The sequence below is a fragment of the Arsenicibacter sp. R0_47 genome, from assembly GCF_057652235.1.
In genome coordinates this window covers 713,571-740,365 of record NZ_JBYFCJ010000001.1, presented here as the reverse complement: position 1 = coordinate 740,365, position 26,795 = coordinate 713,571, and the positions used below count along the sequence as shown (strand labels likewise).

Annotated in this window: 24 protein-coding genes; 8 read left to right on the top strand and 16 right to left on the bottom strand. The window is 52.1% G+C overall.

The features are described 5' to 3' along the window. Positions 1–139: 139 nt before the first annotated feature. From AC23NW_RS02970 to AC23NW_RS02960, 3 genes are all read left to right on the top strand, one after another. A complete protein-coding gene (locus AC23NW_RS02970; RefSeq protein ID WP_487447588.1) occupies positions 140–1,627 on the top strand; it encodes a helix-turn-helix domain-containing protein in 1,488 nt (495 codons plus the stop codon). A 118-nt stretch (positions 1,628–1,745) separates the two neighbouring features. Then, positions 1,746–3,185 carry a DUF1800 domain-containing protein gene (locus AC23NW_RS02965; RefSeq protein ID WP_487447586.1) on the top strand — a complete coding sequence of 480 codons (1,440 nt, stop codon included), beginning with the start codon at positions 1,746–1,748 and terminating at the stop codon, positions 3,183–3,185. Positions 3,186–3,320: 135 nt separating this feature from the next. Beyond that, positions 3,321–4,526, top strand: a complete 1,206-nt coding sequence (locus AC23NW_RS02960) for a DUF1501 domain-containing protein (RefSeq protein WP_487447585.1) — start codon at positions 3,321–3,323, stop codon at positions 4,524–4,526. Between the two features lie 85 nt (positions 4,527–4,611). On the opposite strand, the gene AC23NW_RS02955 is transcribed toward AC23NW_RS02960, so the two are convergent. From AC23NW_RS02955 to AC23NW_RS02940, 4 genes are all read right to left on the bottom strand, one after another. Beyond that, complete coding sequence (locus AC23NW_RS02955; RefSeq protein WP_487447583.1) at positions 4,612–5,115, bottom strand: N-acetyltransferase family protein; 504 nt, start codon at positions 5,113–5,115, stop codon at positions 4,612–4,614. Positions 5,116–5,126: 11 nt separating this feature from the next. After that, positions 5,127–6,710: an aldehyde dehydrogenase (NADP(+)) gene (locus AC23NW_RS02950; RefSeq protein ID WP_487447581.1), complete on the bottom strand. Its 1,584-nt coding sequence runs from the start codon at positions 6,708–6,710 to the stop codon at positions 5,127–5,129. A 243-nt stretch (positions 6,711–6,953) separates the two neighbouring features. Continuing rightward, positions 6,954–7,472 (bottom strand): sll1863 family stress response protein, encoded by a 519-nt coding sequence (locus tag AC23NW_RS02945; protein WP_293838641.1) that lies wholly within the window; start codon positions 7,470–7,472, stop codon positions 6,954–6,956. 69 nt (positions 7,473–7,541) lie between these two features. Beyond that, complete coding sequence (locus tag AC23NW_RS02940; protein ID WP_487447578.1) at positions 7,542–8,165, bottom strand: thioredoxin family protein; 624 nt, start codon at positions 8,163–8,165, stop codon at positions 7,542–7,544. A 184-nt stretch (positions 8,166–8,349) separates the two neighbouring features. Between AC23NW_RS02940 and AC23NW_RS02935 the strand changes: the two genes are divergently transcribed. From AC23NW_RS02935 to AC23NW_RS02920, 4 genes are all read left to right on the top strand, one after another. After that, positions 8,350–8,961 (top strand): TetR/AcrR family transcriptional regulator, encoded by a 612-nt coding sequence (locus tag AC23NW_RS02935; protein WP_293838647.1) that lies wholly within the window; start codon positions 8,350–8,352, stop codon positions 8,959–8,961. 48 nt (positions 8,962–9,009) lie between these two features. Further along, positions 9,010–10,404, top strand: a complete 1,395-nt coding sequence (locus tag AC23NW_RS02930; RefSeq protein ID WP_487447577.1) for a TolC family protein — start codon at positions 9,010–9,012, stop codon at positions 10,402–10,404. An 85-nt stretch (positions 10,405–10,489) separates the two neighbouring features. Next, complete coding sequence (locus AC23NW_RS02925) at positions 10,490–11,542, top strand: efflux RND transporter periplasmic adaptor subunit (RefSeq protein ID WP_293838653.1); 1,053 nt, start codon at positions 10,490–10,492, stop codon at positions 11,540–11,542. A 112-nt stretch (positions 11,543–11,654) separates the two neighbouring features. Further along, entirely contained in the window at positions 11,655–14,735 is a 3,081-nt protein-coding gene (locus AC23NW_RS02920) for an efflux RND transporter permease subunit (RefSeq protein ID WP_487447576.1), read from the top strand. A gap of 63 nt (positions 14,736–14,798) precedes the next feature. Here the strand turns inward: AC23NW_RS02920 and AC23NW_RS02915 are convergent, their stop codons facing one another. The 6 genes from AC23NW_RS02915 to AC23NW_RS02890 all read right to left on the bottom strand — a co-directional run bounded on the left by AC23NW_RS02915 (position 14,799) and on the right by AC23NW_RS02890 (position 21,152). Then, positions 14,799–16,262 carry a M48 family metalloprotease gene (locus AC23NW_RS02915; protein WP_487447575.1) on the bottom strand — a complete coding sequence of 488 codons (1,464 nt, stop codon included), beginning with the start codon at positions 16,260–16,262 and terminating at the stop codon, positions 14,799–14,801. Positions 16,263–16,383: 121 nt separating this feature from the next. After that, entirely contained in the window at positions 16,384–17,490 is a 1,107-nt protein-coding gene (locus tag AC23NW_RS02910) for a T9SS type A sorting domain-containing protein (RefSeq protein ID WP_487447574.1), read from the bottom strand. A gap of 60 nt (positions 17,491–17,550) precedes the next feature. After that, positions 17,551–18,714 (bottom strand): AIR synthase related protein, encoded by a 1,164-nt coding sequence (locus AC23NW_RS02905; protein ID WP_487447573.1) that lies wholly within the window; start codon positions 18,712–18,714, stop codon positions 17,551–17,553. A gap of 197 nt (positions 18,715–18,911) precedes the next feature. Next, complete coding sequence (locus tag AC23NW_RS02900) at positions 18,912–19,121, bottom strand: zinc ribbon domain-containing protein YjdM (RefSeq protein WP_293838699.1); 210 nt, start codon at positions 19,119–19,121, stop codon at positions 18,912–18,914. Positions 19,122–19,181: 60 nt separating this feature from the next. Then, positions 19,182–20,138 carry a Kelch repeat-containing protein gene (locus AC23NW_RS02895; RefSeq protein WP_487447572.1) on the bottom strand — a complete coding sequence of 319 codons (957 nt, stop codon included), beginning with the start codon at positions 20,136–20,138 and terminating at the stop codon, positions 19,182–19,184. Positions 20,139–20,177: 39 nt separating this feature from the next. Further along, a complete protein-coding gene (locus tag AC23NW_RS02890) occupies positions 20,178–21,152 on the bottom strand; it encodes a Gfo/Idh/MocA family protein (protein WP_487447571.1) in 975 nt (324 codons plus the stop codon). A 126-nt stretch (positions 21,153–21,278) separates the two neighbouring features. On the opposite strand from AC23NW_RS02890, the gene AC23NW_RS02885 reads away from it, so the two are divergent. Continuing rightward, positions 21,279–22,115 carry a DUF481 domain-containing protein gene (locus AC23NW_RS02885; protein ID WP_487447570.1) on the top strand — a complete coding sequence of 279 codons (837 nt, stop codon included), beginning with the start codon at positions 21,279–21,281 and terminating at the stop codon, positions 22,113–22,115. Between the two features lie 29 nt (positions 22,116–22,144). On the opposite strand, the gene AC23NW_RS02880 is transcribed toward AC23NW_RS02885, so the two are convergent. From AC23NW_RS02880 to AC23NW_RS02855, 6 genes are all read right to left on the bottom strand, one after another. Then, entirely contained in the window at positions 22,145–22,858 is a 714-nt protein-coding gene (locus tag AC23NW_RS02880) for a LysM peptidoglycan-binding domain-containing protein (RefSeq protein WP_487447568.1), read from the bottom strand. Positions 22,859–22,876: 18 nt separating this feature from the next. Then, positions 22,877–23,362, bottom strand: coding sequence for a 5-(carboxyamino)imidazole ribonucleotide mutase (purE, locus tag AC23NW_RS02875; protein WP_487447566.1), 486 nt, complete (start codon positions 23,360–23,362; stop codon positions 22,877–22,879). 141 nt (positions 23,363–23,503) lie between these two features. Next, positions 23,504–24,079, bottom strand: a complete 576-nt coding sequence (locus AC23NW_RS02870) for a hypothetical protein (protein WP_293842517.1) — start codon at positions 24,077–24,079, stop codon at positions 23,504–23,506. Positions 24,080–24,157: 78 nt separating this feature from the next. Next, a complete protein-coding gene (gpmI, locus tag AC23NW_RS02865; protein ID WP_487447565.1) occupies positions 24,158–25,735 on the bottom strand; it encodes a 2,3-bisphosphoglycerate-independent phosphoglycerate mutase in 1,578 nt (525 codons plus the stop codon). 61 nt (positions 25,736–25,796) lie between these two features. Then, positions 25,797–26,312: a low molecular weight protein-tyrosine-phosphatase gene (locus AC23NW_RS02860; protein WP_293842512.1), complete on the bottom strand. Its 516-nt coding sequence runs from the start codon at positions 26,310–26,312 to the stop codon at positions 25,797–25,799. A gap of 47 nt (positions 26,313–26,359) precedes the next feature. Continuing rightward, on the bottom strand, positions 26,360–26,671 hold the full coding sequence (locus AC23NW_RS02855; RefSeq protein WP_293842509.1) for an FtsB family cell division protein: 312 nt from the start codon (positions 26,669–26,671) through the stop codon (positions 26,360–26,362). Between the last annotated feature and the right edge of the window lie 124 nt (positions 26,672–26,795).

Genomic DNA, 26,795 nt, shown 5'->3' with positions numbered 1-26,795 from the left:
TCTCCCCTGCTTTCCATTAACTTCCTCCTTCAGCCGGCATAACCTGTCCGGTTTGTTCTGTCCGGGTGTCCGTCAGTGTGGTTATGTAGTAAAAAATGAAATGCGTAAGTTTGACACTGAAGCAGAAATACCCACTTGAATGGACATTAATTCGGACAGCATCAAAATTCTGTTTGGCCTTAAACTCCGGCAGCTACGTATCGATAAAGCCATGACGCAGTACGATGTGGCAGACCTTTCGGGGTTATCGGTTTCGTATATCAACGAGATTGAAAAGGGCAAGAAATACCCTAAAACAGAAAAGATCATTGCCCTCGCTCAAGCCATGAGCGTATCGTATGATGCCCTTGTCTCGCTTCAGCTCAGCAAACGGATGGAACCCATCTATGAGTTGTTGCGGTCGAACCTGCTCAAGGATCTGCCGCTAAGCATGTTTGGTATTGAACCCGCCGATCTGCTCGAACTGCTGTCAGATGCTCCGGTCAAGCTCAGTGCGTTCATCAGTACCATGATGGAAATAAGCCGTCACTATAACCTTGGTGTCGAAGAGCTGTATTTCTCCGTATTGCGGACCTATCAGGAAATCCATGAGAACTACTTTGAAGACATTGAAAACGCCGCAGAAGCGTTTTTAACCAACATTAAAGCCAAAAAGGTAGTGGGTGAAGAGTTCCTGCGGAAGCATCTGGAAGCTGTATACGGCTACACGATTCAGATTTTCGACGAACAGGACTTTCCAAACCTCGGCAGTCTGCGGTCGGTTCTGATTCCGGGCGAGAAAAAACTGCTGCTGAACCGGATCCTTACCCACGACCAGCGCGCCTTTACGCTGGGGCGGGAAATCGGTTTCCTGCGCCTACAGATTAAAGAAAGACCGCTGACATCGTCGTGGGTAGAGGTGACGTCTTTTGAACAGGTGCTGAATAACTTCCGGGCATCTTACTTTGCCGGCGCCATTTTGATGCCAAAAGACAAGGTCTTACCACTGCTCGAACAGTGGCTGGCGCTGCCCACCTGGGAAAAAGCCAGTCAGTTTCTGCATCGCATGCTCGATGAGCTACAGGCTACGCCCGAAACGCTGCTGCACCGTATGAGTAACTTTCTGCCAAAGTACTTCGGCGTTGACCAGCTCTTTTTCCTGCGGTTTGAGCACAAGCCCGGCAGTCAGACGTTTGACCTTACTAAGGAAATGCACCTGGCACGGCTGCACAACCCGCATGGCATTACCAATGAACATTACTGCCGGCGGTGGGTTTCGTTGTCTATGCTGTTTGAGCTGGCCGCTATGCAGCAGGCAAATGCGCCTAAAGCCCCTATCCTGCGGGCACAAATTTCCGATTACATCGACTCCCACAACGCCTATCTGGTCTTTGGCTTTGCCCGCCCGCTCACACCGATCAAAAACCTTAATCACAGTGTGTCAATGGGCATTCTGGTAAATGAGGCAACCAAAGCCCGGATCAGGTTCTTAGCTGACCCTGCTCTTATCCACCGTAAGGTAAACGAGTCCTGTGAACGCTGCCGTGCCGTTGATTGTCAGGAACGTCAGGCCGAACCGATTTTATTGCGGCGCCGTGAACGGGTTGAAACCATCAAGGAAACCTTACTGCAAATGGGCGTTAAGTAAATTTTATCCTTTCCGGATGAAGTAGTCATTAAAATTTCTGTCTTTACCATACTGTCAGTTAAACGTTTTTGCGTTATGCCTGTCTAACGGGCTTAGACCCAATTAACTAACCATGCATATGCGTAAAGAAAAGCAGGCTACCGCCCGAATGCGTCATTTATTCGACCGGGCGGGCTTTGGCGCTACTCCTGCCGGCATAGCAGAAGCAGCACAGTCTCCGGTCAGGAAAGTGGTGCGCACGCTCTTTAAACAGAGTGAAGAGTACACACCCTTTACCGTCATTGATCCCGAAGAATACAGTCCGAAGAAACAGTTGAAGAACATGGCGCAGAACGGCATGCTCGACCGCGATTCGCTTAAAGCACGCATTAAAGAGAACGCCGAGCTCGTGCGCGATCTCAACGTTACCTGGCTCGACCGGATGGCCTCCGGCAAGGGAGCCCTCCGCGAAAAGATGGCGCTGTTCTGGCACGGTCATTTTGCCTGCCGCGCCCAGGGCCGCAATGGTCTGGTGATGCAGCAATATGCCAATGTCGTAAGGCAGCATGCACTCGGCAAGTTCGGCGATCTGCTGACAGGTGTCTCGAAAACGCCGGCCATGCTTCAGTTTCTGAACGCTCAGCAAAACAAGAAAAACGCCCCTAACGAGAACTTTGCCCGTGAGGTGATGGAGCTCTTTACGCTCGGTCGCGGCAACTATACCGAACATGACATCAAGGAAGCCGCCCGCGCCTTTACCGGCTGGGGCTTCAATATCGACGGCGAATTTACGTTCCGGCGGCAGGCACATGATACCGGCGAAAAAGAGATTTTCGGTAAAAAAGGTGCGTTTACCGGCGATGATGTGCTCACTATGCTTCTGGAGCAGAAACAAACCGCCCGCTACATTACCGGAAAAATATACCGTTATTTCGTTAACGAACAGGAAGACAGGCAGCGGGTTGATAGCCTCGCCGATGGTTTTTACCGGTCCGGCTACGACATTACGCAGCTGATGGAAACCATCTTTACCGCCGACTGGTTCTACGATCCGGCCAATATCGGTGCGCACATCAAGTCGCCGGTTGAGTTACTGGCAGGGATGCGCCACACGCTTGGTGTGCAGTTTGATCAGCCGCAACCACAGGTGTTTGTCCAGCGGACGCTCGGGCAGGTGCTGTTTTACCCGCCAAACGTGGCAGGCTGGCCCGGCGGCAGGAACTGGATTGACTCGTCAAGTCTGCTCTTCCGCATGAAACTGCCGGACTATGTTCTCAAAGCGGCAGAAGTGAACATCCGGGCCAAAGACGAAGCCGATGTCAACGCCGAGCTATTGGCCAAACGGGGCAAAAATCAGTTCACAACAATCGTCAACTGGGACGAGTTTGAAAAGCCCTTCCAACGCGTAAAAGAGGAGGAACTCCTGGAATCTCTGGCGACCTACCTGCTGCCCTACCCCTTACAGCCGGTTCAGCAACAGCTGATTTTAAAAACGATAAAGCCCGGCCAGACGCACAGTGAGCAAATCCGGACGCTAACAGCCGCCCTGATGAGTTTACCCGAATACCAGCTTTCGTAAACCAAAGAGCGAAAGAGATAAAGAGTGAAAGAGCGGGTGTCGCGCAGTAAAAGAGCGGAAGTATTCGCCTGACTGCGGGTCTGCGAGCTACAGACTTTCACTCAATCACTCTTTCGCTCATTCACTCATTGACACATGAAACGTCGCGAATTTCTCAATAAATCGGCGCTGGCCACGGCGGGAACCATGATGATCCCGCATTTTCTGAAGGCCTATGAAACCAGCCACCTCGGCTCCGGAGCGCCTGCCCATAAAATACTGGTGGTTGTGCAACTGTCGGGCGGTAACGACGGTCTGAACACGGTTGTGCCCTACCGCAACGATATTTACTACCGCGAACGGCCGGGCATTGCCATTAAAGCGGACAAGGTACTCAAGCTGAACGATGATGTAGGGTTCAACCCCGCTCTGGAATCAATAAAGGGATTATACGACGACGGGCTGCTGACCATTATCAACAACGTGGGCTACCCCAACCCCGACCGCTCCCATTTCCGGTCGATGGACATCTGGCATACCGCCAGTGACTCCGATAAGTACGTACAAACCGGATGGGTCGGGCGGTATCTTGATGCAAACTGTAGCGGTAAAGCCTGCGAGCCGCATCGCGCCATTGAAGTTGACGATACGCTGAGTCTGGCCATGAAAGGCTCCGATATTAACGGTCTGGCAGTGCTTGACCCGAAGAAGCTGTACAATCAGACCCGCAGTGGTCTGGTGCACGGGTTGTCGGAAAGCAAGCTGGAGGCACAGCATGAAAACGTAGCCTACCTCTACAAAACGCTGGCCGAAACTGTGTCCTCGGCAGACTATGTGTATGATAAGGCGAAGCGGGTTAAGTCCAGCCAGATCGCCTATCCCGGCAGTGAGTTGGGTAACCGGCTGAAAACCGTCTCGGAACTCATTCAGTCCGATGTGTCAACGAGTGTGTATTACATCTCAATCGGTGGGTTCGACACACATATCAATCAGGTCAATCAGCAGGAGCGGTTGCTGAGTCAATATGCCGAAGCGGTCAACGCCTTTATGCGCGACATGAAGCAGGCGGGTCTGGTCAATGATGTGTTGCTGATGACGTTTTCGGAGTTTGGCCGGCGGGTAAAGCAGAATGCCAGCAACGGTACCGACCACGGCACCGCAAACAATGTGTTTCTGTTTGGCGGCAACCTGACGCCCGGCAAGGTCTTCAACGAAGCCCCTAACCTGACCAACCTCGACGAGGGCGATTTAAAGTATAGTGTGGATTTCCGCAGCATTTATGCAACACTGCTCCGGAACTGGCTGAAAACCGATGATGTCGCCATCCTCGGCAAAAAATTTGATACCTTACAGTTTGTGTAGCTCTTAAACAGTGGTGGCACGACTGGAGGACGGGGGCGTCCTCCAGTCGTGCCACCACTAAACACTACGCACGTTGCTCGCTACCCTACGCTCCCAGCGGCTTTTCCATAATGTAATCTTCCATCAGGAACCCGTTGCCGATATCAATATTCTCCTGACCGGCCACGGTAAAGCCGATTTTTTCGTAAAACGCCAGGGCTTTATTATACCGGTTTACGTTAAGCGACATGGTCGTATTTCCGTACGTCTCCGCAACCTCTGCAACCTTTTTCAGCAACACGCGCCCCACACCTTTGCCCTGCTGGTCAGGCAGGATGTAAAGCTTGTGTACTTTGATGGTCGGTTTATCCTTATAGTCGGGCTGGCACGAGACAAAGCCGACGGCTTCGTCATCGTCCATTGCCAGAAAAAACTGATGGCCACCCGTTGTCATCTGTGCTTCCAGCGCCGGTGCAGCATACATCCAGTCGAGCATGTATGCAATCTGTTCAGCAGACAGGATAGCGCCGAATGTTTCCGGCCAGGTCTGGTAAGCAATCCGCCGGATAACGGGAATATCGGTAGTTGATGCCGTTACGATGGTAATCATAGATCAGTCGGCTATTGGCTCATCTTTCCGTCGACCAGGCGCCAGATGCCAACCGGATTTCCGTCTTTCAGTTCAGCAGGTAAGAGTGCCTGCGGGAAGCCCTGATAGCAAACCGGCCGCGCAAACCGGCGGATAGCATTGGTGCCAACGGATGTACTGCGGCTGTCGGTAGTTGCCGGATACGGGCCACCGTGCTGCATGGCGTGGCTTACCTCAACCCCCGTCGGGAAGCTGTTGATGATAAGCCGGCCGACTTTCTGTTCCAGTATGGCCAGCAGGTCGGCATAGGCAACCAGCTCGTCGTCGGTCCCATGTACTGTTGCCGTCAGATGGCCTTCCAGCGAACGGGCGGCATCGAGTAACTGCTCCCGGGTATCGGCCTGGATAATGACGCTGCTTGGCCCGAATACCTCTTCGGCCAGATCCGCTGTTTTCAGGAAATTGTCAGCCGAAGCCGTCAGCAATGCCGGTGTACCTAACGCAAAACCGTCGGTTGCCGGCCCCTCCCCTACTACCGTTACACCGTCAATTGTTTTCAGGTGCGACAGCCCCCGTGTGTAGGCTTCCTGAATGCCTTTTGTCAGCATCGCAGCCGGAGCAGCCTGCTCCACAGCTGCCCGTGCCTGCTCTACAAAAACACCTGTCGTTTCTGCTGATTGCAGGAGCACCAATCCTGGATTAGTACAAAACTGCCCAACCCCTAACGTGACCGATGAAACATAGGCCTGTGCCAGTGCAGCTCCTTTTTGTGCCACAATTTCAGGCAGGAAGAAAACCGGGTTTGTACTGCCCATTTCGGCATAAACCGGGATTGGTTCCGGCCGTTGATTAGCCGCATCGAAGATTGCCTTACCACCACGCAGCGAACCGGTAAATCCGATGGCTTTGATCAGCGGATTTTGCACAATCGCCATCCCGACCGCTACTGTCCGGCCCTGAACCATCGAAAATGTACCCGCCGGCAGCCCGCACGCCTCAACCGCACGGCTGATGGCCAGGCCAACCAGCTCCGATGTACCCGGGTGGGCAGGGTGTGCTTTTACGACCACCGGACACCCTGCCGCGAGGGCAGAAGCCGTATCACCACCCGCTACCGAGAAGGCCAGCGGGAAGTTACTGGCGCCGAAAATACCGACCGGTCCCAGCGGACGAAGCATCTGCCGCAGGTCCGGACGAGGCAGGGGTTGACGGTCCGGCAAGGCGGTATCAATGCGTGCATCGACCCATGACCCTTCACGGACATACTGCGCAAACAACCGCAGCTGACCGGTTGTCCGGCCGCGTTCACCGGTCAGACGTGCCATTGGCAAGGCTGTCTCCGCGTGTGCCCGCTCCGGCAGGGCATCACCCAGATTTTCGATTTCGGTGGCAATCCGCTCCAGAAACAGGGCGCGCTGCTCACCGGTTGTCTGCCGGTAGACCTGAAAGGCTTCGGTCGCCCGGGCGCAGGCCTCAGCGACTTCGGCGGCCGTCGCTTCGTGAAAATCGCCCGGCAGCGACTCACCCGTCGCGGGGTTGATGCCCTGAAAAATTTCCGTATTTGCGGCGCTTCGGGTAGCAGCCAGGAATTGATGACCAGTTAAGGAAGAAGACATTGCTATGCGTTAAAATAATGGCTTTAGAAGGCAAGTTACTAAAAACGGAGCGTACGCAGACGGCTCTTTATACGGGAAGAAAGGACTCGACAAAATCGTATAAATTTCCGTCAAAAAGTGATCATAAAAACGAGCGACCGGTGTGGCTGCCCACAAGGGTTACTTTCTTTTTTGTAGATATCTTTCCACAAAAAAACGCCAACTATCTACAGTTGGCGCTTTTAAGATCAGGTGTATGTATCCTTAATTTTTGTCGTTATCCAGACGGTCACCTGCCCGTTTGAACCCTTTTTTAACTTCCTGCCAGGCATCCGCTGTGGCATCCTGGGCATTTTTCATATCTGCTTTCAGCTCGTCGCGTTCCTGCTTCAGCTTATCCAGCTCCTCGCGGGCATCCGCTTTCGCTTCACGGCCTTCGCGTTTGATTTTGGCCTGTAATTCGTCAATTTTGGTATCCAGCTTCTCCTGCTGCTCTTTCATGTTAGCAACGGCTTTATCGCGTTCTTCACGGAAATCAGCTGCTGCTTCATCGGCCTTGGCTTCAACTTTATCACCGGCCTCTTTCATATCTTCACGGGCATCTGCCGTAGCCTCTTTGGTGTCGGCTTCTATTGCATCGCCTGTATTTTCCAGCGCATCTTCAGTCCGCGACTCTTTTTTGTTGTCTGAGCTGCATGACGGGAGCATAGCTAATGAGGTAAAGACCAGACCGGCGGCCAGAAAATAACGAAGCTGTTTTGCGAAAACCTGGATAGATTTCATAACGTTTGTGTAGTTTGTTTTAGTTTGACTACTGTCTTAAAAACAAACGTCATGCCAAAGCTCTCTGCCTTATTTCCATTTGATGGCACACCCAATCGGCCGGGTTACCGGATTTACGATGGCTTTTCCGGCAATTAAGCTCGCCAGGGCATCTTCCAGGTAACGGACACGCACACTATTTGCATCCTGCGGGTTATCATCAATGGCACCGGTATACTGTAGGGTAAACTGACCACCTGTTTGCTTTAATACATAAACCTGTGGTGTTTTTGTCACACCAAACAGTCGGGCCACCTGCTGGGTTTCATCAAACAGATACGGGAACGGGTAGCTCCGCTCACGCGAACGGGCTTTCATGTTATCGAACGAATCATCTTCATAAGCTCCCGGATCGTTCGATTGAATGGCAATTACCGGATAGCCCTGACCGGCATACCGTTGATGCACCGATAACAAGCGATCTTCATAACTCTTGGCAAACGGACAGTGATTGGAGGTAAAGACAACGATTACCCCTTTCTGCCCGCGGTAGTCCTGTAAGGAAACCTGACGGTCATCTACGTTTTTGAGCCGGAAATCACTTACCGCATCGCCAATTCCGTACGTTTTGGGTGATTGCGCCCAGGCACCAGCCAAAGTCAGCACAGATAGCATTACTGCCCACATAACCGGCTGACTCCGTTTTGTTTTCATTTTAGTAGCGTATTTGTTTAATACTTAGATAACGTTGCTGCCCGAAAGATTAATGGCAATAATCAATAATACTACTCTTTGTCGCCAAAAAATAACCATTCATCCTTTTTTTATTCCATTCTATCGTACACTGTTTGTTTACTAAACACTGTTCAGTTACCTTTGTTCCGTTAACAATGTGCCCATGGGAATTACCGAACGCAAGGAACGGGAAAAGGAAGAAATGCGGAAACGGATTCTGGATGCAGCCCAAACGCTGTTTCTGGAAAACGGTTACGAAAAGGTGAGTATCCGCAACATCGCGGATGCTATTGAATACAGTCCGGCCACGATCTACCTCTATTTTAAAGACAAAAATGAACTGCTTTACGCGGTTCATAAAAAGGGCTTTGGATTGATGTTACAGGATTTTGCGCCGATTGCCACAATTGATGATCCGTTTGAACGGCTTGTTGAAATGGGGCGGCGTTATATCAGTTTTGCCGTGAATAACCCAGAGTTATTTGACCTGATGTTTATCATGGTAGGACCGATGGAAGCATGCCTTGACGATGAATGGGATGAAGGAAAAAACGCCTTTAATACCCTGGTGCAGGTTGTCCGGGATTGTATTAACGCCGGTGTGTTCAAACCACAGGACCCTGAGGTAGCAGCAATGATGATCTGGAGTGCCATTCATGGCTATACTGCCCTGTTTCTGCGTAAACGCATGATGATGTTTAGCGAAGAACGCCGGCAGGAACTGATGACTGAAGCTTTCAACCTTTTTTGTGATACTATAAAAAGAGGGCTCTAAAATTTTTTACCATTTTACTAAACACTGTTCACTAAATGACCTACGATTATGAATCTCTTAATCAGGCATTCGCGTAAATTAGTATACTTAGTGTCGATATGCTCAGGGCTGGCTACTGCTGTAGCGCAACCTAATCCCGGCAGATCTTCTGCCGTACTGGAAGCGTACATTCAGGAAGGCTTACAGAATAACCTGACACTCCGCCAGGAACATCTGGAAATCAAACGTGTTACCGAATCACTGAATCAGGCAAAAGCGCTGTTCTACCCGAGGTTTACCTTTAACCCGACCTATTCACTTGCTGCGGGTGGCCGTCGCCTCGAATTTCCGGTGGGTGACATGCTGAATCCGGTGTATAAAACACTGAATCAGCTGACGGGTGCTGAACGCTTTCCGACCAATCTGGAAAATGTTAATCAGTTGCTGGCCCCTACTAACTTCCACGACACACGTATTAATGTCCAGTATGCGATCTACAATACTGACATTCAATATAATTACCTTATCCAAAAAGACTTGCTGAGTGCACAGGAGGCCCGTAAACGGGTGGTAGCCAACGAGCTCAGGTACAACATTACTACTGCTTACTACCAATACCTGCAAACCCTCGACGCAATCCGGATTTTTACAAACTCCCGCAACCTGCTCCGTGAGCTGACCCGCCTGAACCAGAAGCTCGTCAGCAACAATGTCGCTACGAAAGATGCTGTTACTTCGGCCGAGTATGAAGTCAGTAAAATCGGGCAGCAACTGGCCAATGCAGAAAAAAACCGCACAACGGCTCAGGCCTATTTCAATTTTCTGCTGAATAAAGAGCTGCAATCGGCCATTACCATCGACAGCACATTGCTGGAGCAACAACCGGCTCAGGTTACTGAAACCATTACCGGATTACAGGAAACAGCCATTACCCGCCGGCAGGAACTGACGCAGCTGCAAAGCTCGATCCGCGCCGCCCAGAATGCGGTAAAACTAAATGAAGCCAATGCTAAAATTCCGTCGGTATACCTGGGAGGCTATACCGGCTTTCAGGGCTACGGCTACACCTTCCGCAATCAGGCCTATGGCATCGCCCAACTTGGTCTGAGCTGGGATCTGTTTAAAGGCTACGAGAAGCGGTCAAAAATCCAGCAGGCCAGAATTCAGGTGGATGCCCTCCAGACAAAACTCAGCGAAGTACAGCAGCAGATCCGGCTTCAGGTAGTCCAGGCAGATGCGGGGATTGATGCCGCACAGGAAAGTCTGCAGGCAACACGGCAGGGAGTCACGGCCACGAACCAGACACTTAAAGTTATCGATAGCCGGTACCGTAACGGACAGGCGCTGCTCATCGAACTCCTGAAGGCCCAAAATGATTACCTGACGGCACAGATCCAGCAATCCCTGGCTATGTATGACCTGCTGGTAAAACGGGCAGACCTGAGCCGCATTCTGGCGGAATAAGTTCCCTGTACAGAACAGTATCACTAATGAACCCACGCGCTGGCCATCAGCCGGCGTATATGTCTCACTCTCATTTCCATAAATTATGAAAACCACGCATTATCTAGTAGCCATACTACCGGCGGTTTTCCTGTGGGCATGCGGCACCAAAGCCGACGAAAAGCCCGCCTCATCACCGGCCGAAGAAACGGTAATTCCGGTACGGCTGACCAAAACAGACGTTGTTGTCCGGGCAGAACCGGTTGTTGCGTCGGGACTGGTGTCGTCGGCCGAAGAAGCCCGCCTCTCCTTCAAAATCGGCGGCATTGTCAATAAACTTTACGTGGACGAAGGACAGTTTGTCCGCAAAGGTCAGTTGCTGGCCACGCTCGATCTGACCGAGATTAACGCACAGGTAGCCCAGGCACAGCTCGGTGTCGAGAAATCGGAGCGTGATCTGAACCGGGTAAAGGCCATGTATGCCGATACAGCCGCCACCCTGGAGCAGATGCAGAACGCAACGACCGGCAGTAATGTCGCCCGGCAGAGCCTGACCATTGCACAGTTTAACCGCAACTTTGCGCAGATCAGGGCAACAATCGACGGCACCGTTACCCGCAAACTCATGAACGAAGGCGAACTGGCAGGTCCGGGCTCACCGGTTTTCATGATTTCCGGCAACCGGCAAAACGACTGGATTGTGCGGGTTGGGGTGTCGGATAAAGACTGGGCACGGCTTAAAATCGGTAACCGGGCGACAATTGCGCTGGATGCCTACCCCAACCAGACGTTTAGCGGCACCGTTCAGGAGCTGGCTCAGGCCGCCGATCCGATGAACAAGCTGTATGAGGTGGAAGTACGCCTTCAGCCGGCCGGTGTTAAACTGGCGCCAGGTCTGTTTGCCAAGGTTACGCTCCAGCCCGGCCAAAGCCGCAGCTACAGCATCGTACCGGTCGAAGCCATTGTGGAAGGCAACGGCAAGGACGGATTTGTGTATACACTGGCTGCTGACCGGAAACATGTACAGAAGATACCGGTTCAGATCGGCTTCATCGACGGCGCTAACGTACTGCTGACAAACGGTTTATCTGCTAACAGCGAAGTGGTCACGGCAGGCTCTGCCTACCTCACAGAAAACTCAACGGTCCAGGTTAAATAATCTCCGTGATACTCCGTGCCAAACGCAGAGAACCTCCGTGGTTAGTTCTTCTTTTTAACCACAGAGGACACAAAGTATGGCACAGAGTTTCACAGAGTCAAAACGATATACGATGAACTTGTCTGAATTTTCCGTCAAAAACTGGCAGTTTATGCTGGTGCTGTTTGTGGCTGTGCTGGCCCTGGGCATCAACTCCCTGCTGAATATGCCACGGGGCGAAGACCCTGAGTTTGTGGCCCCGAGCTTTGCCGTCGCCGTGATCTATCCGGGCACGGATGCTACAGATATGGAAAAGCTGGTGGTCGATCCCGGCGAAGCCCGCTTCAATGCGCTCGATGACATGAACCATGTTATCACCAACGTGGACGACGGGCTGGCTGTGTTCCGGATTGAATACGATTACGGCGTTAATCCGGATGAAAAATATCAGGAAATCGTCCGCGAAGTGAATGCATTGAAAGGTGAGCTTCCGGCGGATATCTTCCGCATTGACATCAAAAAATTCTCGCCGACCGATGTGAACATTGTGCAGGTGGCCCTGCTCTCCGAAGTGGCATCATCAAAAGAGCTGGGCGAGTACGGCGATGAACTGAAAAAGCGCTTTGAGAAGATCAAAAGCCTTAAAAACGCCGAAGACTGGGGCTATCCGGCCAGCGTAGTCAGGGTATCGCTTAATATCGAGAAAATGGCTCAGAACGGCGTGGCCGTTAACCGCGTACTGGGCGCTTTACAGGCCGAAAACCTGAATATTCCGGGCGGCAGTCTCCAGGCAGGCACCCGCAAATTCAACGTAAAAACGTCGGGCGATTACCAGTCACTCAATGAAATCCGGAATACGATTGTCGCCACCAACGGGCAGAAAATTATCTACCTGCGCGATGTCGCCGATGTTGATTTTAACTACGAAGAAGAAACCCATATCACGCGGCTGAACAGCCATCGGGCGGTACTGGTAACGGCCGGTCAGAAAATGGGCGAGAACATTGCCAAAGTCGGCGAAATGGTTAATCCGGTTATCGACGACTTTGCGAAAACACTGCCGGCGCACATTACACTGGTCAAAAACTTCGATCAGTCGGCCAGTGTCAACAAACGGCTCAGCCGCTTTGCCAAAGACTTCGGCATTGCGATCCTGCTTGTGTCGCTGACGTTGTTACCCCTCGGATTCCGGGCGGCGGTTGTGGTGATGATCTCAATTCCGCTTTCGCTGGCAATCGGTCTGGCCGGACTCGATTTTCTGGGTTTCAGTATCAACCAGCTGAGTATTGTCGGCCTGATTGTGGCACTCGGCATTCTGGTCGATGACTCGATTGTGGTGGTCGAAAACATCGAGCGATACCTGCGCGAAGGTTTTTCGAGACGCGAGGCCGCCATCCGTGCCACTAAACAAATTACGCTGGCAGTTATTGGCTGTACCGTAACGCTGATACTGGCCTTCTTACCGCTGATGTTTCTTCCCGAAGCATCGGGAGATTTTATCCGGTCGCTGCCCACGGCGGTAGTAACCACTATTCTGGCGTCCTTACTGGTCTCGCTGACGATTGTACCGTTCCTGTCGAGCCGTATCCTGAAAGAATCGCACAACCCGGACGGCAATATCTTCCTGCGGGCCCTGAAAAAACTGATCAGCGGTTCATACAGCCGCCTGTTACACTGGGGCTTACGGCATCCGGCCATTACGTTGATTATTGCCGGCGCCATTTTTGCCGGTGCCTTATCGATGTTCAAAACGGTTGGGTTTGCCCTGTTTCCGGCTTCCGAAAAGCCCCAGTTTCTGATTAATATCGAAACACCGGAAGGCACCAGCCTGACCGAAACAGACCGCGTTGCCCGCTATGTTGAGGGAAAACTGAAACAGAACACAAGCGTTAAGTATGTGACCACCAACGTTGGGAAAGGTCAGCCACGGATTTACTACAACGTCATTCAGCGGAACGAATCAACGAATTACGCTCAGTTTTTTGTCCAGCTTCATGATATGGAGCCAGCCGAAAAGCGCGCACTGATCGACGAACTGCGGGAAGCCTTTTCGGCCTATCCAAATGCCAAAATCGAAGTAAAGGACTTTGAACAGGGACCGGATCAGGAAGCGCCTGTCGCCGTCCGGATATTCGGCGAAAACCTCGACTCGCTCAAGGTAATGGCTGCCCGTGTCGAAACCGAATTCAAAAAAACACCGGGCCTGATTTACGTAAAAAATCCGCTGGCTAATCAGAAAACCGACCTGCGGGTACGGATCAACAAGGAAAAAGCGGGGCTGCTGGGCATTTCGATTGCTGATGTTAACCGAACCATCCGCCTGGCAGTTGCAGGCCTCAACGTCGGCACGTTTAAGGAGCCAAACGGCGATGATTATACCATCAACGTGACGATGCCTAAGGGTAAAATTACCGACCAGAGCGTACTCAATAATCTCTACGTGAACACGATGGCGGGGAGTGCGGTGCCGCTGCGCCAGATTGCTGATCTCGAGTTTGAAAGCGGCACCAACCAGATCCGTCACTACGACAAGGACCGCTACGTGACCATTACGGGCTTTGTTAAAACAGGGTATCTGGTAGATGACGTCTTTAATGATGTATTGCGGAAACTGAATACCCTGAAGTTTCCGAAAGGCTTCAGCTACAAGGCTGCTGGCGAACTGGAAAGCCGCGAGAAATCTTTTGGTGGTCTGGGCACCATCATCCTGATTACCGTTTTCGGGTTTATCGCCGTGCTGGTTCTGGAATTCGGCACCTTCAAAAGTACACTGATCGTGCTTTCTGTGATTCCGCTGGGCATTATCGGCGCGGTACTGGCGCTGTATATCACCGGCAATCCGTTTTCGTTTGTGGCGGTTATCGGCCTGATTGCGCTGATCGGTATTGAGGTAAAAAACTCCATTTTGCTCGTTGATTTCACCAATCAGCTGCGGGAAGAAGGCAGGTCGTTGCTGGATGCCATTCAGGAAGCAGGGGAAATCCGTTTCGTACCTATTGTACTGACATCACTGACGGCGATCGGCGGCCTTATTCCGCTCGCAATCGAAGGCAATCCACTCTATTCGCCACTGGCCTGGGTATTGATCGGAGGGCTGATTTCCTCAACCTTACTATCGCGGATCGTGACGCCAGTATTGTATAAGATTTTACCGCCTGGCATAACTGTCAGGAAACAATCTTCAGTCGTTGCCGAAGAAGCGGAAATGGCCTGATTCACCAATAAAAAATGCCGCTGACTTCCCGTCAGCGGCATTTTTGTATGCAGGTACTGGTGATTACCGGCTCACAATCTTCACCAGCATACCCCGCTGCACCTGATCGTCGGCTTTCATGCTGTTCAGCGTTCCCAGTTCTTCCAGGCGGGCCGCCGGCATGCCTAATGCCGTCATAACCTCCCTGAATGTACCAGCCCGTGGTGCCGCTTTTATACGCACCCGTTCGGGCTGACGGTTAATTTTTTCCGGATCAGTTAACGCCTTAAAGCCACCGGCAACCTGCCGGAAGGTATCATAGCGGTTACCGAAGTTTGCGGCCTGTGCCAGCCCATGAAGTGCATAAACGGCGTTGTTATACTGAATCAGCCACGTACCGATCTGAAGGCGCGTTTTCGGGTCCTGCTGCTGCTGTTGGCCGGCTTGTTGCTGCTGGGCCTGTTGCTGCGAAATCAGTACCACCGCCGGATTGCCGTTGATGGTTGTTCTCGTATTTTCCTGCACCGTCAGCCCAAGCTCCTTAACCAGATTCTGTGCGGCTTCTTCCAGCGTTTTCCCATTGGCCATCATCAGGATCATGGCAGACTGCCCGTCTTTCGGACCCATCTGGAACTGAGCCGGCGAGTTCTGATGGGCCCAGCCAGCCGGTACCGGAAACTGAAAACGCAGCTCAGGATGATAGAACTGATTATTCTCGACAAAGCCCTGTTTCGGATCTTCGCCAAAGACAATGCCGTCAATCATGCGGAGATAGGTATCGCGGTTTGCCTGATAATTACCCGGATTTTTGCGCTGATAGTCCGTTGCCAGTTCATTGACACGCGTCAGCCGGTTGCCCGGATCGGGGTGCGTCGACTGGAATTGCGGAATGGCCTGACCTGAGTTGTCCTGAATCCGTTTGATGGTGCCGAAAAAGTTGGCCATCTGGTGCGCATCATAACCAATTTTACTTGAGTACTCCACGCCGATGCCGTCAGACTCTGTTTCGTGCGAACGACTGTAGCCCAGCAACGCCAGCTGAAGCCCCTGAGCAGCGGCTTCGGTCAACTGCCCTGTTTTATCCAGCAACACCGAACCCAGAATCAGCCCGGCCGTACCGAATAACTGGGTACTTTGCTGCCGTGCCGAATGCCGCGCCGTAATATGCCCGATTTCGTGGCCCAACACCCCTGCAAACTCGGCTTCATTATTGAAATGTGCCATGATCCCCCGTGTAAAATACACGTAGCCACCCGGCACCGCAAAGGCATTCACCACCGGTGAATCCACGATGTAAAACTGGTAAGGCAAATCGGGACGGTGCGAAATCTGCGCCATCGCCTTGCCTTTCTGGTTGATAAATTCCTGTAACTTTTTATCGTCGTACAACCCCATTGTTGACACGACAGATGGATGCGACTGCTGACCGAGGGCAATTTCCTGCTCTTTAGACATTAAAATGACCTCCCGCTTTCCGGTTACCGGATTCCGCGAGCAGGCCGTTAAGCCAATTAGTGTGATGAATAGAAGCGAACGTATTGATGTCATTTTTCAGTAATGTGATGGTTTGTAGTGGGGTATAACTACTCAAAGGTAAGACCGGTTTTAATCTATGATCCTGTTGACAACATTCCGGACGAAAACTCCTGTAAGGACTCCTCCATTCCGGTTACCTTATTAAAACCGTAATAACCTGTTTAGTAGCTCCTTCAGTCAGCACCAGCCAATACAGCCCCGGACTCAGCGGCTGAACCGGTACCCACTGGCCTTCCTGCACCCCCGTTTGCTGCCATTGGCCGGTAACCGGCTGTCCGGCGGGCGTCAACACGACTACCTCCGGCCGCACAGCCTGTTGTAATACCACGAAAATACCGGCCGGACTGGCTGGATTCGGTGCAACTGCCGCTAACGGACGATCTGTTTTGACCATGACCAGAACCGGCTTAGCGGCATACCGCCGGCCATCGCTGTCAACATGCAGTAACTGGTAATAGCTTGTTCCTTCGGGCGGCTGATGATCCAGAAACGTATACCGCTGCCGGCCTTGCGAATTCCCTGTAGCCGGTTGTTCATGGATACGTTCGTAGGAGACCCCATCGCGGCTACGCTGTACAACAAAGAGGCCCGCATTAACTTCCTGCGTCGTTTCCCATGTGGCCTGTACCCCGTTTCCGGCTGGTCGGGCATCGAAATAAAGCAAGGATACCGGTGTTGGCGTCTGCGTCACGGTACCACTCACTACGATGTTATCCAGCCGCAGCGTCCCGCCCTGTGAGATCAGTTTGCAGGCATAAATCCGGAAGCTGACAGAGCCGGACACATCCGCGTAGGCCAGCCCGATATTGGCATGCTGGTAACCATCCGTTACGGCAAAGGCACCAATATTGCCGGAAAAGCCATCCACGCTTGACCGTACATACACCTCCTGCGGACCTGCATTCGAACGATTGAAGAAGAAAGAAAGACCTGTAATGGTCATTTTCTCGCCGTTGAGCGGCTGAAGCGTTATCTGGACAAACTCGCTGTAGTTACAGGTAGATACCGACCAGTTCTGGATATTGCCGGCCTGGCCCGACTGTCCCGGCGCATAAGGCGAAATGCCCGATAAATTAACGCCGGTTAACGCCGCGCCGCTGCCCTGAACATTCGGGCTGGACGATGATGCGCCGGTGTTTCCGTCGAACCCCCACGTAACCGTGAAGGGCGTCTGTGCCAACACCAGCGAGCCAAAAACAGACACTAATAAACTGACTATTAAACTAATAACCTGTTTCATAAACCACATAAACCGGAACTTTGCCAAGGTGTTAAAACTCCGGCAAAGTTCCAATTCATGTTAGTAAACGAACGTCCCGGCTTCGCTTTGGATCGTTACCTGCTTGCCTTCAAATGCCTCAACATGGCCGATAATCTGCGCATCGATACCGAACGATTTCGCAATGTCGATCACCTGCTGTGCTTTTGCTTCGGAGAGATATATTTCGAGGCGATGGCCCATATTGAAGACCTTATACATTTCCTGCCAGCTCGTCCCGCTTTCCTCCTGAATCAGGCGGAACAGCGGCGGTACCGGGAAGAGGTTATTTTTAACGACATGGACACCGTCCACAAAATGCAGGACTTTAGTCTGTGCACCGCCGGAGCAGTGCACCATCCCGTGGATGTCCGTGTGTAATTCGCTTAGGAGTGCCTTCACAACCGGCGCATAAGTCCGCGTCGGGGATAAAATCAGCTGACCAACGTTGAGCCCTGTGTCAGCAATAGGGTCTGTCAGTCGTTTTGAACCGCTGTAAATCAGGCTGCGGTCAACCGCCGGATCAAAGCTTTCGGGATATTGACCGGCCAGGTAATGGGCCAGTACATCGTGCCGCGCCGAGGTAAGGCCGTTGCTGCCCATGCCACCATTGTAGGTGTTTTCGTAGGTTGCCTGCCCAAACGAAGCCAGCCCGACAATCACGTCGCCGGCCTGAATGCGGTCATTGCTGATCACGTCGCTGCGCTTCATGCGGGCAATGACCGTACTGTCGACAATCACCGTCCGGACCAGATCACCGACATCGGCCGTTTCGCCGCCGGTGCTGTAAATGTCAATACCGTGGCTCCGCAGCATCTCCAGCACCTCTTCGGTACCGTTGATAATTTCGGCAATCACCTCGCCCGGAATCAGATTTTTGTTCCGTCCGATAGTCGATGAGAGCAGCATCGGACCGGTGGCGCCGACACAGATCAAGTCATCGGTATTCATCACGACCGCATCCTGCGCAATGCCCCGCCAAACCGACAGATCGCCGGTTTCGCGCCAGTACAGGTAAGCAAGCGATGATTTGGTACCTGCCCCGTCGGCGTGCATGATGGTACAGTAATCGGGATCACCGGCCAGGGTATCCGGCACGATTTTGCAGAAAGCTTTCGGGAAAAGGCCCTTATCAAGCTTGGCTATGGCGTTATGAACGTCTTCTTTCTGAGAGGAAACACCCCGTTGGGCGTAGCGGTCAGTCATGATGAATTTGCAGTATTGACGGCACAAAGATACCGTTTCTCCCGCTTACTTCACGCTAAATTCTACAGTCTTATGTTTGACAAGATGGCTGAGCTATACGTTTGGGCATGATCAAAATCCCCTGATCCTGTCAAAAAAACAGCCCTGTACCGCGTTGATACAGGGCTGTTTTATGCATTTATTCTTACCGGAAAAGCTCAGGCTTTCTTCAGAAATTCGGTCCGCAGCACCATCATTGTCCGCTCTACTCTGCCTTCGATTTCGGCTTCATCATCGGTCAGACGTATGTTTTTAACCATTGTACCGCGCTTCAGCACCGACGAGGAGCCACGCACCTTCAGATCTTTGATGAGGGTTACCGAATCCCCATCCTTCAACAAGTTACCGTTACTGTCTTTAACGTCCATAAAAAGAGGAATTATCCGCCCGTAAAGATACAGCTTTATATTTTCATTAATGGATTAAAACTACTTCAGTACCTCAACCGTATCCAGTTCGGGGCCGCCACCGTGATTGGCCGAACCGGCAACGATGTAAATTTTCTTCTTATACACCACCGCCTGTGTACCATGCCGCCCCTGTTTCATGCGCGGGCCGGCGGTCCAGGTATTGGTTTTGGGGTCCAGTATTTCGGCTTCGTTGTGCGCGGCCAGCTGCGGACTTTCACCGCCAAGAATCCAGATCTTACCCTTATTCGTCACTGCTGTACTACCGGCCCGCTGCGTCGGAATGTTGGATTCGGCCGGCAGGGTCGTCCACTGACCGGTTTTAAAGTCGTACATGTCCACTTCGCCGATCGTTGTCTCAAGCACCTGATTGGTCTTTGCCGACGATTTGCGGCCACCTGCCAGATACAACTTATCGCCAACTATAGCAGCACTGATATGATCCCGCACCCGCGGCGCATCCGGCAGCTGTTTCCAGGTGTTGGTTTTCGGATCGTATTCATCAAACCAGGCCACATGACCATCGTAATGCCCGTCTATAATGCCGCAGACGACGTAAATCTTATCTTTATACACCACAACACCCGCTGAGCCCCGGAGGCGTTCTTTCGGGATTTCAGGGCCTTTACGCCAGTTACCGGTTTTCGGGCTGTAGATATGCATGTTCGGAATCGGCGTTTCGTGCGGGTACTTGCCCTCGAAGGCCGCAATCACATAAACCTCATCATGGTAATTAATAGCCTGAAAATGGTTCATTTCCACCGGTGGCGTTGGCAGCTTCTTCCACATCAGCGTTTTCAGATTCAGCGCTTCTAACGGCTTCATGCCACGGCCGCCAATCGCATACAGGCTGTCACCGACCAGGGCAGCGGCATTTTCGTGGCGTTTTTCACAGCTGTTTTGGGTCGTTACCGGCTCCCACGCCTGACCAAAAGCCAGAACGGGTGCCAGCAGCAGCGGCAGTATTAGTTTTTGCATACTATAGAGAGATTGGTTGTTAAGGGTTCAGTTATCAGCTCAGTCAGCATCGTACACAATACCGGTTTCCTGCCGGATGGCGTCCAGCAGGCTCATCAGGTTTACACTGTCATCCAGCGACCACGTCGGGCTTTCGGTAAGGCCCTGCGCCAGACACTCGCCAACGTGCTGAATTTCGTATTCGTAACCGTGCGTTTCGCGGCTGAAATCAAATCCCTCCGGCTCCTGTCCGTCCAGTTCCAGCGACACGGCCATGCTTTCGTGGAACCGGCCATGTATCCGGATCATACCTTTCTCACCGTAAATCAGCCCGACACAGTCCGTTTTGGCCATGATCGTACTATCCAGCAGTGCCATTTTATCACCGGCATAAGTCAGCACCATGCCGCACTGTTCATCAACACCCGTTGACCCTATGTTAGCCGCAGCTTTAATGGTTTCAGGTTTACCCAACAGCAAATACGACAGAAAGAGCGGATAAATACCAATGTCGAGCAACGATCCGCCGCCAAGCGCCTTATTGAACAAGCGGCCTTCCGGATCGAACGTGGCGCGGAAGCCGAAATCGGCTTTCAGCAGCTGCACCTCACCGATGGCGCCTTCGTCAATCAGCGCCTTCGCCTTCAGGATCGTGGGCATAAACCGGCTCCAGAGTGCTTCCATCAGAAAAACCTGACGACTACGGGCTAAGGCCACCATTTCACCTACCTGCCGGCCATTCATCGCAAATGGTTTCTCACACAAAACCGCCTTGTTGCCACCCAGCAGCATCATGGTATTGGCATAATGCTGCACGTGTGGCGTGGCAATATAGACCACATCTACCGCCTCGCAGGCAAGCAGGGACTCGTAGTCTCCGAAAGCATATTTGGCCCCGTACTGCGCCGCAAATGCTTCGGCCCGCGCCAGGTCAGAAGAGGCAACGGCACACAGTTCAGCATCCGGTACAGTCAGTAAATCCTGTGCAAATTTGTGGGCGATCCGGCCCGGTCCAAGTATTCCCCAGCGTGTCATAAGCGGCAAATCAGGTATTAGTAATTAAGTAGTAATAAGGGTAAGTGCGTAAATTGGCTGCGGCAAAACTAACGCTTTTACGTTACTATAAAGGAGATTACTACATTAGCTTACCTCGTTTTCGTTATGAAAAAAACACTTTTCAGCCTGCTAACCACCGCCTTAACCCTGCTTTTGTTTCCGCTTCGGGCACAGATTGCTGATACGGCCGATCCGCTGCGCCCTTCCGCACCTGACACCACCAAACGGGTAAAAGCCGACTCCTCTGTTGCCCGGGTCGCCCTAAAACCGGCTCGTGACTCGGTTACGTACCGGATTAAACTCACTGCCGACGGAACCGCTAACAGCGGAAATGTAAACCGGATATTATTGCAGTTAACCAGTGCCATCGACTATGAATTAAGTCGTCAGTTCAAGCTCTCTACCAATCCTTCCTTTATCTACGGCCGTCAGAATGGTTTGTTAAACGAACGGGAGTGGGCCGGTGATCTCCGGTCTACCTTTAAGTACGAAGACCGGCTTTACTACCTTGCCTTCGGCTCACTGGAGAAAAGTAATCTGCGGAAAATTGACCTGCGTTTTTCCGCCGCCGGAGGTGTTGGGTATAAACTGATCACTAAACCCTCTGCCTACCTGTCAGTTACCAATGTACTGCTGTACGAATACACCAATTTTAGTGAACTCAACGACATTAAGGTGTTACGGAACTCGGCCAGGGTATACGGAGAATACTTTATGGGCAAAGATAAACGCTGGTCAATTTCCCACACGGCATTTTACCAGCCTGCCCTTAATCAGCAAGGCAACGTCCGCTGGAACGCCAGCCTCAGCATGCAGGTACGGGTGACGGCAGCAGTGAGCCTGCGGACCACGGCATTTAACTCCTACGAAAGTATTGTGTCGCCCGGTCGTCAAAACAACGATTTCCGGTGGACCATGGGCCTGGTCTATGAGAAAAAATAAAGGCTGACGGATTCGTCAGCCTCGTGTTGCTATTGGCGGTCGGCGTAAGGGATAATCAGTTTTTCCCCCCGCTGCGCAAAGTCTTTTGTTTTTCCGTTGGCCCGCATCAGTGCTTCCTTACTGATCCCGTACTTCTCGGCTACCACCCGAAGTACGTCTCCGGGGCCGACGGTGTGTACCGCTCTGGCTTTCACATTGAGCTTGGTTACACCGGCCTTTACCGATTCCTCTGATACGTTCGGGTTCATAGCCTTAAGCGTACCGACCTTCATATTCAGCCGGTTAGCAATACCATAGAAGGTTTCGCCGTCACCGACCGTATAGGTAGTCGTCAGACCGCCTTTCGGAATGTCCGGTTTCTTTTCTTCCGGTTTTGGTTTTTCCTCAACCGGTGGTTTTGTCTCGCTGGCGGCTGTTTTTGTCTCCTCCCCTTCGGCGGCCGGTTTGGTTTCTTCCGGTGCTGCCTCGGCAGGCGGCGTTTCCTGCGACAAATCAACCGGAGCCGGTGTGGCCGTGGTGTCAACCAGCGTATCCACCGGTGCAATCAGTTCGGGTTCGCCCTCCAGCGACAGGTTGCGCTGCACGGAATCAATCGGAATATTCGTTAATTCGTCGGTATTGCCGGTTGTGTCAGCCAGTTTTTCGTAGCCAATGTACAACAGGGCAATAATCATGGCCACCAACACCGCGAGTGTAATGGCAGGAAGTTGTGAACTACCGCTTTGTTGTTGATGTGCACTCATATGGGTTTTACTTGCAGATTAGGTTAGCGAGTGAAGCTCCCGGCTCATCTCATCGACTTTGGCTTTCAGGCTTTCCTTGTAGGTATCCAGCCGGGCAGCAACGGCATCATCAAATGTACCGATGATCTGGGCAGCAAGGATACCGGCATTACGGGCACCATTCAGTGCTACCGTGGCCACAGGAACCCCCGATGGCATCTGCAGAATCGACAGTACCGAGTCCCAGCCATCAATGGAATTACTTGATTTAACCGGTACGCCGATCACGGGCAACATCGTCAGTGAAGCCACCATCCCCGGCAGGTGGGCAGCTCCGCCCGCACCGGCAATGATCACTTTCAGGCCACGTTGGCGTGCTGTCTTTCCATACTCAACCATCTTTTCGGGTGTGCGGTGTGCCGATACAATATCGATCTCGAAAGCGATACCGAATTCAGTCAGAATGTCTGCGGCTTCCTGCATTACCTTCCGGTCCGAAAGGCTTCCCATGATAATCCCTACCATATTCAACAATGTTCAATCCGTAAACCGATTCACTATAAACCGATTACTTCATATCAATTAATCAACTTTTCTTGCGAAATAACGCAGTTTAACGCAGACTTGGGTAGCAGGAAGGCATTTTTTATTTAACAAACAGACGTATTACTTAATACTGGCGTTGATGCCGAAATCGTTGCGTTCAAAAAAGCGGAGCTGCTGGTACCCGTCAATGGTATACTGCTGCACCCGCCATTCGTTGCCCGCCGATGGTGCACACGTCATCAGCACATGCCGGTCAGATTCGTACAACAGGTTTTTGGTCCGGAGCAGGGCTTCAATCCGGCGGGGCTGGCGCGTGGCAGAATCCAGTTGAATACTCAGCGAGCGTACCGTAAGCTTGTCTTCCTCCGGCTTCAGCGTATAGGTATACGACAACGGATCAGACTGACTGATGGCATAGCTGCTCCGGAAAGCCGGTTTGTTCAGATCAGCCTGTACGAACAGCTCAAGTTCATGGGCCCAGTCAATATCGCGGGTCTGTTGTTTCTGCGTCTGCTGTTTGATCGTAGCGGCCTTGTCAACCAGCGGCTTTTCCTTCGCGAGTAAGGCAATCTGCTTCTTCACAAAACCTTCCAGGTCGTAGTATACTTTAGTCTGGTTTTGCTCACCGGTTGGTGTACAGGCCGAAAAAACGGCCATGCCAAGGCATAGGGCTACTTGTAAGACGTATCTCATCATGACAAAAAAGGCGCCCTCCGCAGGGTTGCAGAGGGCGCAAATACTGCTTGCTGAATGGCCAACAAGATTTTTTTAAAATCAGTTTGCAATCAGGCTGACTCCCGTCATTTCGGCAGGCTGCGGAATTCCCATCAGTTGTAATATGGTTGGTGCAATGTCGGCCAGTTTACCGTCATTCAGCGTCGGATGGTAGTCTTCGGCCACCAGAATACACGGCACCAGGTTAGTGGTGTGGGCTGTATTCGGCGAGCCGTCGTCGTTGATTACATAGTCTGCATTACCGTGGTCGGCAATGATGATGGCCGCATAACCGTGGGCAAGTGCAGCCGTCACGACGGCTTCCGTACACTGATCAACGGTTTCAACGGCCTTCACAACGGCATCGAATACGCCGGTATGGCCTACCATGTCAGGGTTCGCAAAGTTCAGACAGATAAAATCAGCGCTTTCTTTTTCCAGTTCCGGCACAATAACATTCCGGATGTCAAACGCGCTCATTTCCGGTTTCTGATCGTACGTCTTTACCGGTATCGTTACCGACTCTCCATGCTCATTGATCACAACCATCTCTTTCGGCGACGGGCACAGCAGGCGGCGTTCTCCGGTAAACGGCTCCTCGCGACCACCTGAGAAAAAGAACGTAACGTGCGGATACTTCTCCGTTTCGGCAATACGGATCTGTGTCCGGCCGGCTTCCGAGACGACCTCACCCAGCGTTTTATTCAGGTTGTCCTTGTCGTAAATGACGTGTACACCCGCAAATTCGCTGTCGTAGTTGGTCATCGTCACATAATACAGGTTCAGCTTATGCATGTCCTGCTCAGGGAAGTCGCGCTGTGTCAGGGCCTGCGTAATTTCACGGCCACGGTCGGTCCGGAAATTAAAGCACATCACCACATCGCCTTCCTCAATAACCGCTACCGGCGAACCGTCAGGCTTAACGGCCACAATCGGCTTGATAAATTCATCGGTAATATCGGCATCATAGCAGGCTTCAACCGCGTGTAACAGCTCGTTGGTGCGTACTTTCTGGCCAATCCCCTTTACCATCACATCATACGCCTGTTTCACCCGCTCCCAGCGATTATCGCGGTCCATCGCGTAGAAACGGCCGGTAATGCTGGCGATGGTACCTGTGGTTTTGTTGAGGTGATCCTGGAGGTCACCGAGGAAACCCAGACCGCTTTTCGGGTCGGTATCGCGGCCATCGGTAAAGGCGTGGATAAACACGTCGCGCAGCCCTTCGGCATGAGCAATAGAGGTCAGGCCTTTGAGGTGCTCAATGTGCGAGTGTACGCCCCCATCCGACACCAGCCCGATGAAGTGTACTTTTTTGCCGTTTGCCTTCGCATACGCCAGGGCATCAGCCAGCACCGGCTCTTTTGCCAGGGTATGTTCGTCAACAGCCTTGTTGATTTTAACCAGATCCTGATACACAATCCGGCCGGCTCCAAGGTTCATGTGCCCGACCTCGGAGTTACCCATCTGGCCCGCAGGCAGGCCTACCGCCAGCCCGGAGGCTTCCAGGCGGCTGTGTGCATAGGTATTCCAGATTTTATCGTAGAAAGGCGTATTGGCAGCAGCAATGGCCGAACGGTCGGCCTGAACGGTCATGCCCCAACCGTCCATAATGATCAGAATAACCTTCTTGTTCATAGAGTAACTGATTGATTGAAAGGCTGAATGACGTAGTACTGATTGGATTGGCTGAAACGCGTCAATCAGTCAGTTTATCATTCAACAGCTTTAGTTTATGGTGATGAGCCAGGTAAATCAGGAGTTGCCGGCAGCAGCGCAGTACGATCTGATACACCTGCTCAAAGACTTCGGGACCTTCGTAGTAAGGGTCCGGTACGCTGGCTTCGTCACTGACAACCGGATCAAATTCACGCAGCAGGAAGATATTGTCTTCACTGATTAAACCGACACTGCGGTGGCTGAGTTTCAGAATGGCGTCGAAATTCGCCTCGTCCATAGCCACCACATACTGAAAGTTTGCGAGGTCTTCGCCAATCATGCGCCGTGCACGGTGGGTCAGCTTCAGACCGTGGCCCAGGGCGTTCTCACGGGTCCGCCGGTCGGGTAGTTCGCCGGTATGATACGCCGCCGTTCCGGCCGAATCGCACTGAATCTCAGCGGTCAGCCCCTGCTCGGCAACGAGCTGACGAAAAACGCCCTCCGCCACCGGCGAACGGCAGATATTTCCCAGACAGACGAATAAAACGTTAATCATGGTAAAAAAAGAAAGAGTGGAAGTACCGGACCGGCGCTCCCACTCTTTTATTTTTCAATCGGTTCGTTTTGTTCATCGACAATGACATATACGGTCTCCGTCGGCTTTTTCATCAGGTACTTTTCGCGGGCAAATTTCTCCCGGAGCTGATCGGTTCCCAGCACCTCACGCCGGGCGTTCTGTACCTCCTTGATTTTACCCTGATAGTATGCCTCTTCGTTCTGTAGTTTATGGAGCGTCCACCAGTTCCGTAACTGCGAGCGCAGATCGTTGGGATCTACTGATATCATCCATAAAAACAGACCGACGCCCGTAGCGACGTAAAAATTGCGAAGCGAGCGAAGCATCCGTTTAAACATACGTCTGTTGTCTTTGATACCTACTAAAACCGGAACATCGTCCGGGCAACACAGGAACCTGTCATTGACAGGCAAGAAATAAGCGGCTAAGCCTATCGTGAATTAGACAACTACCCACTCATCA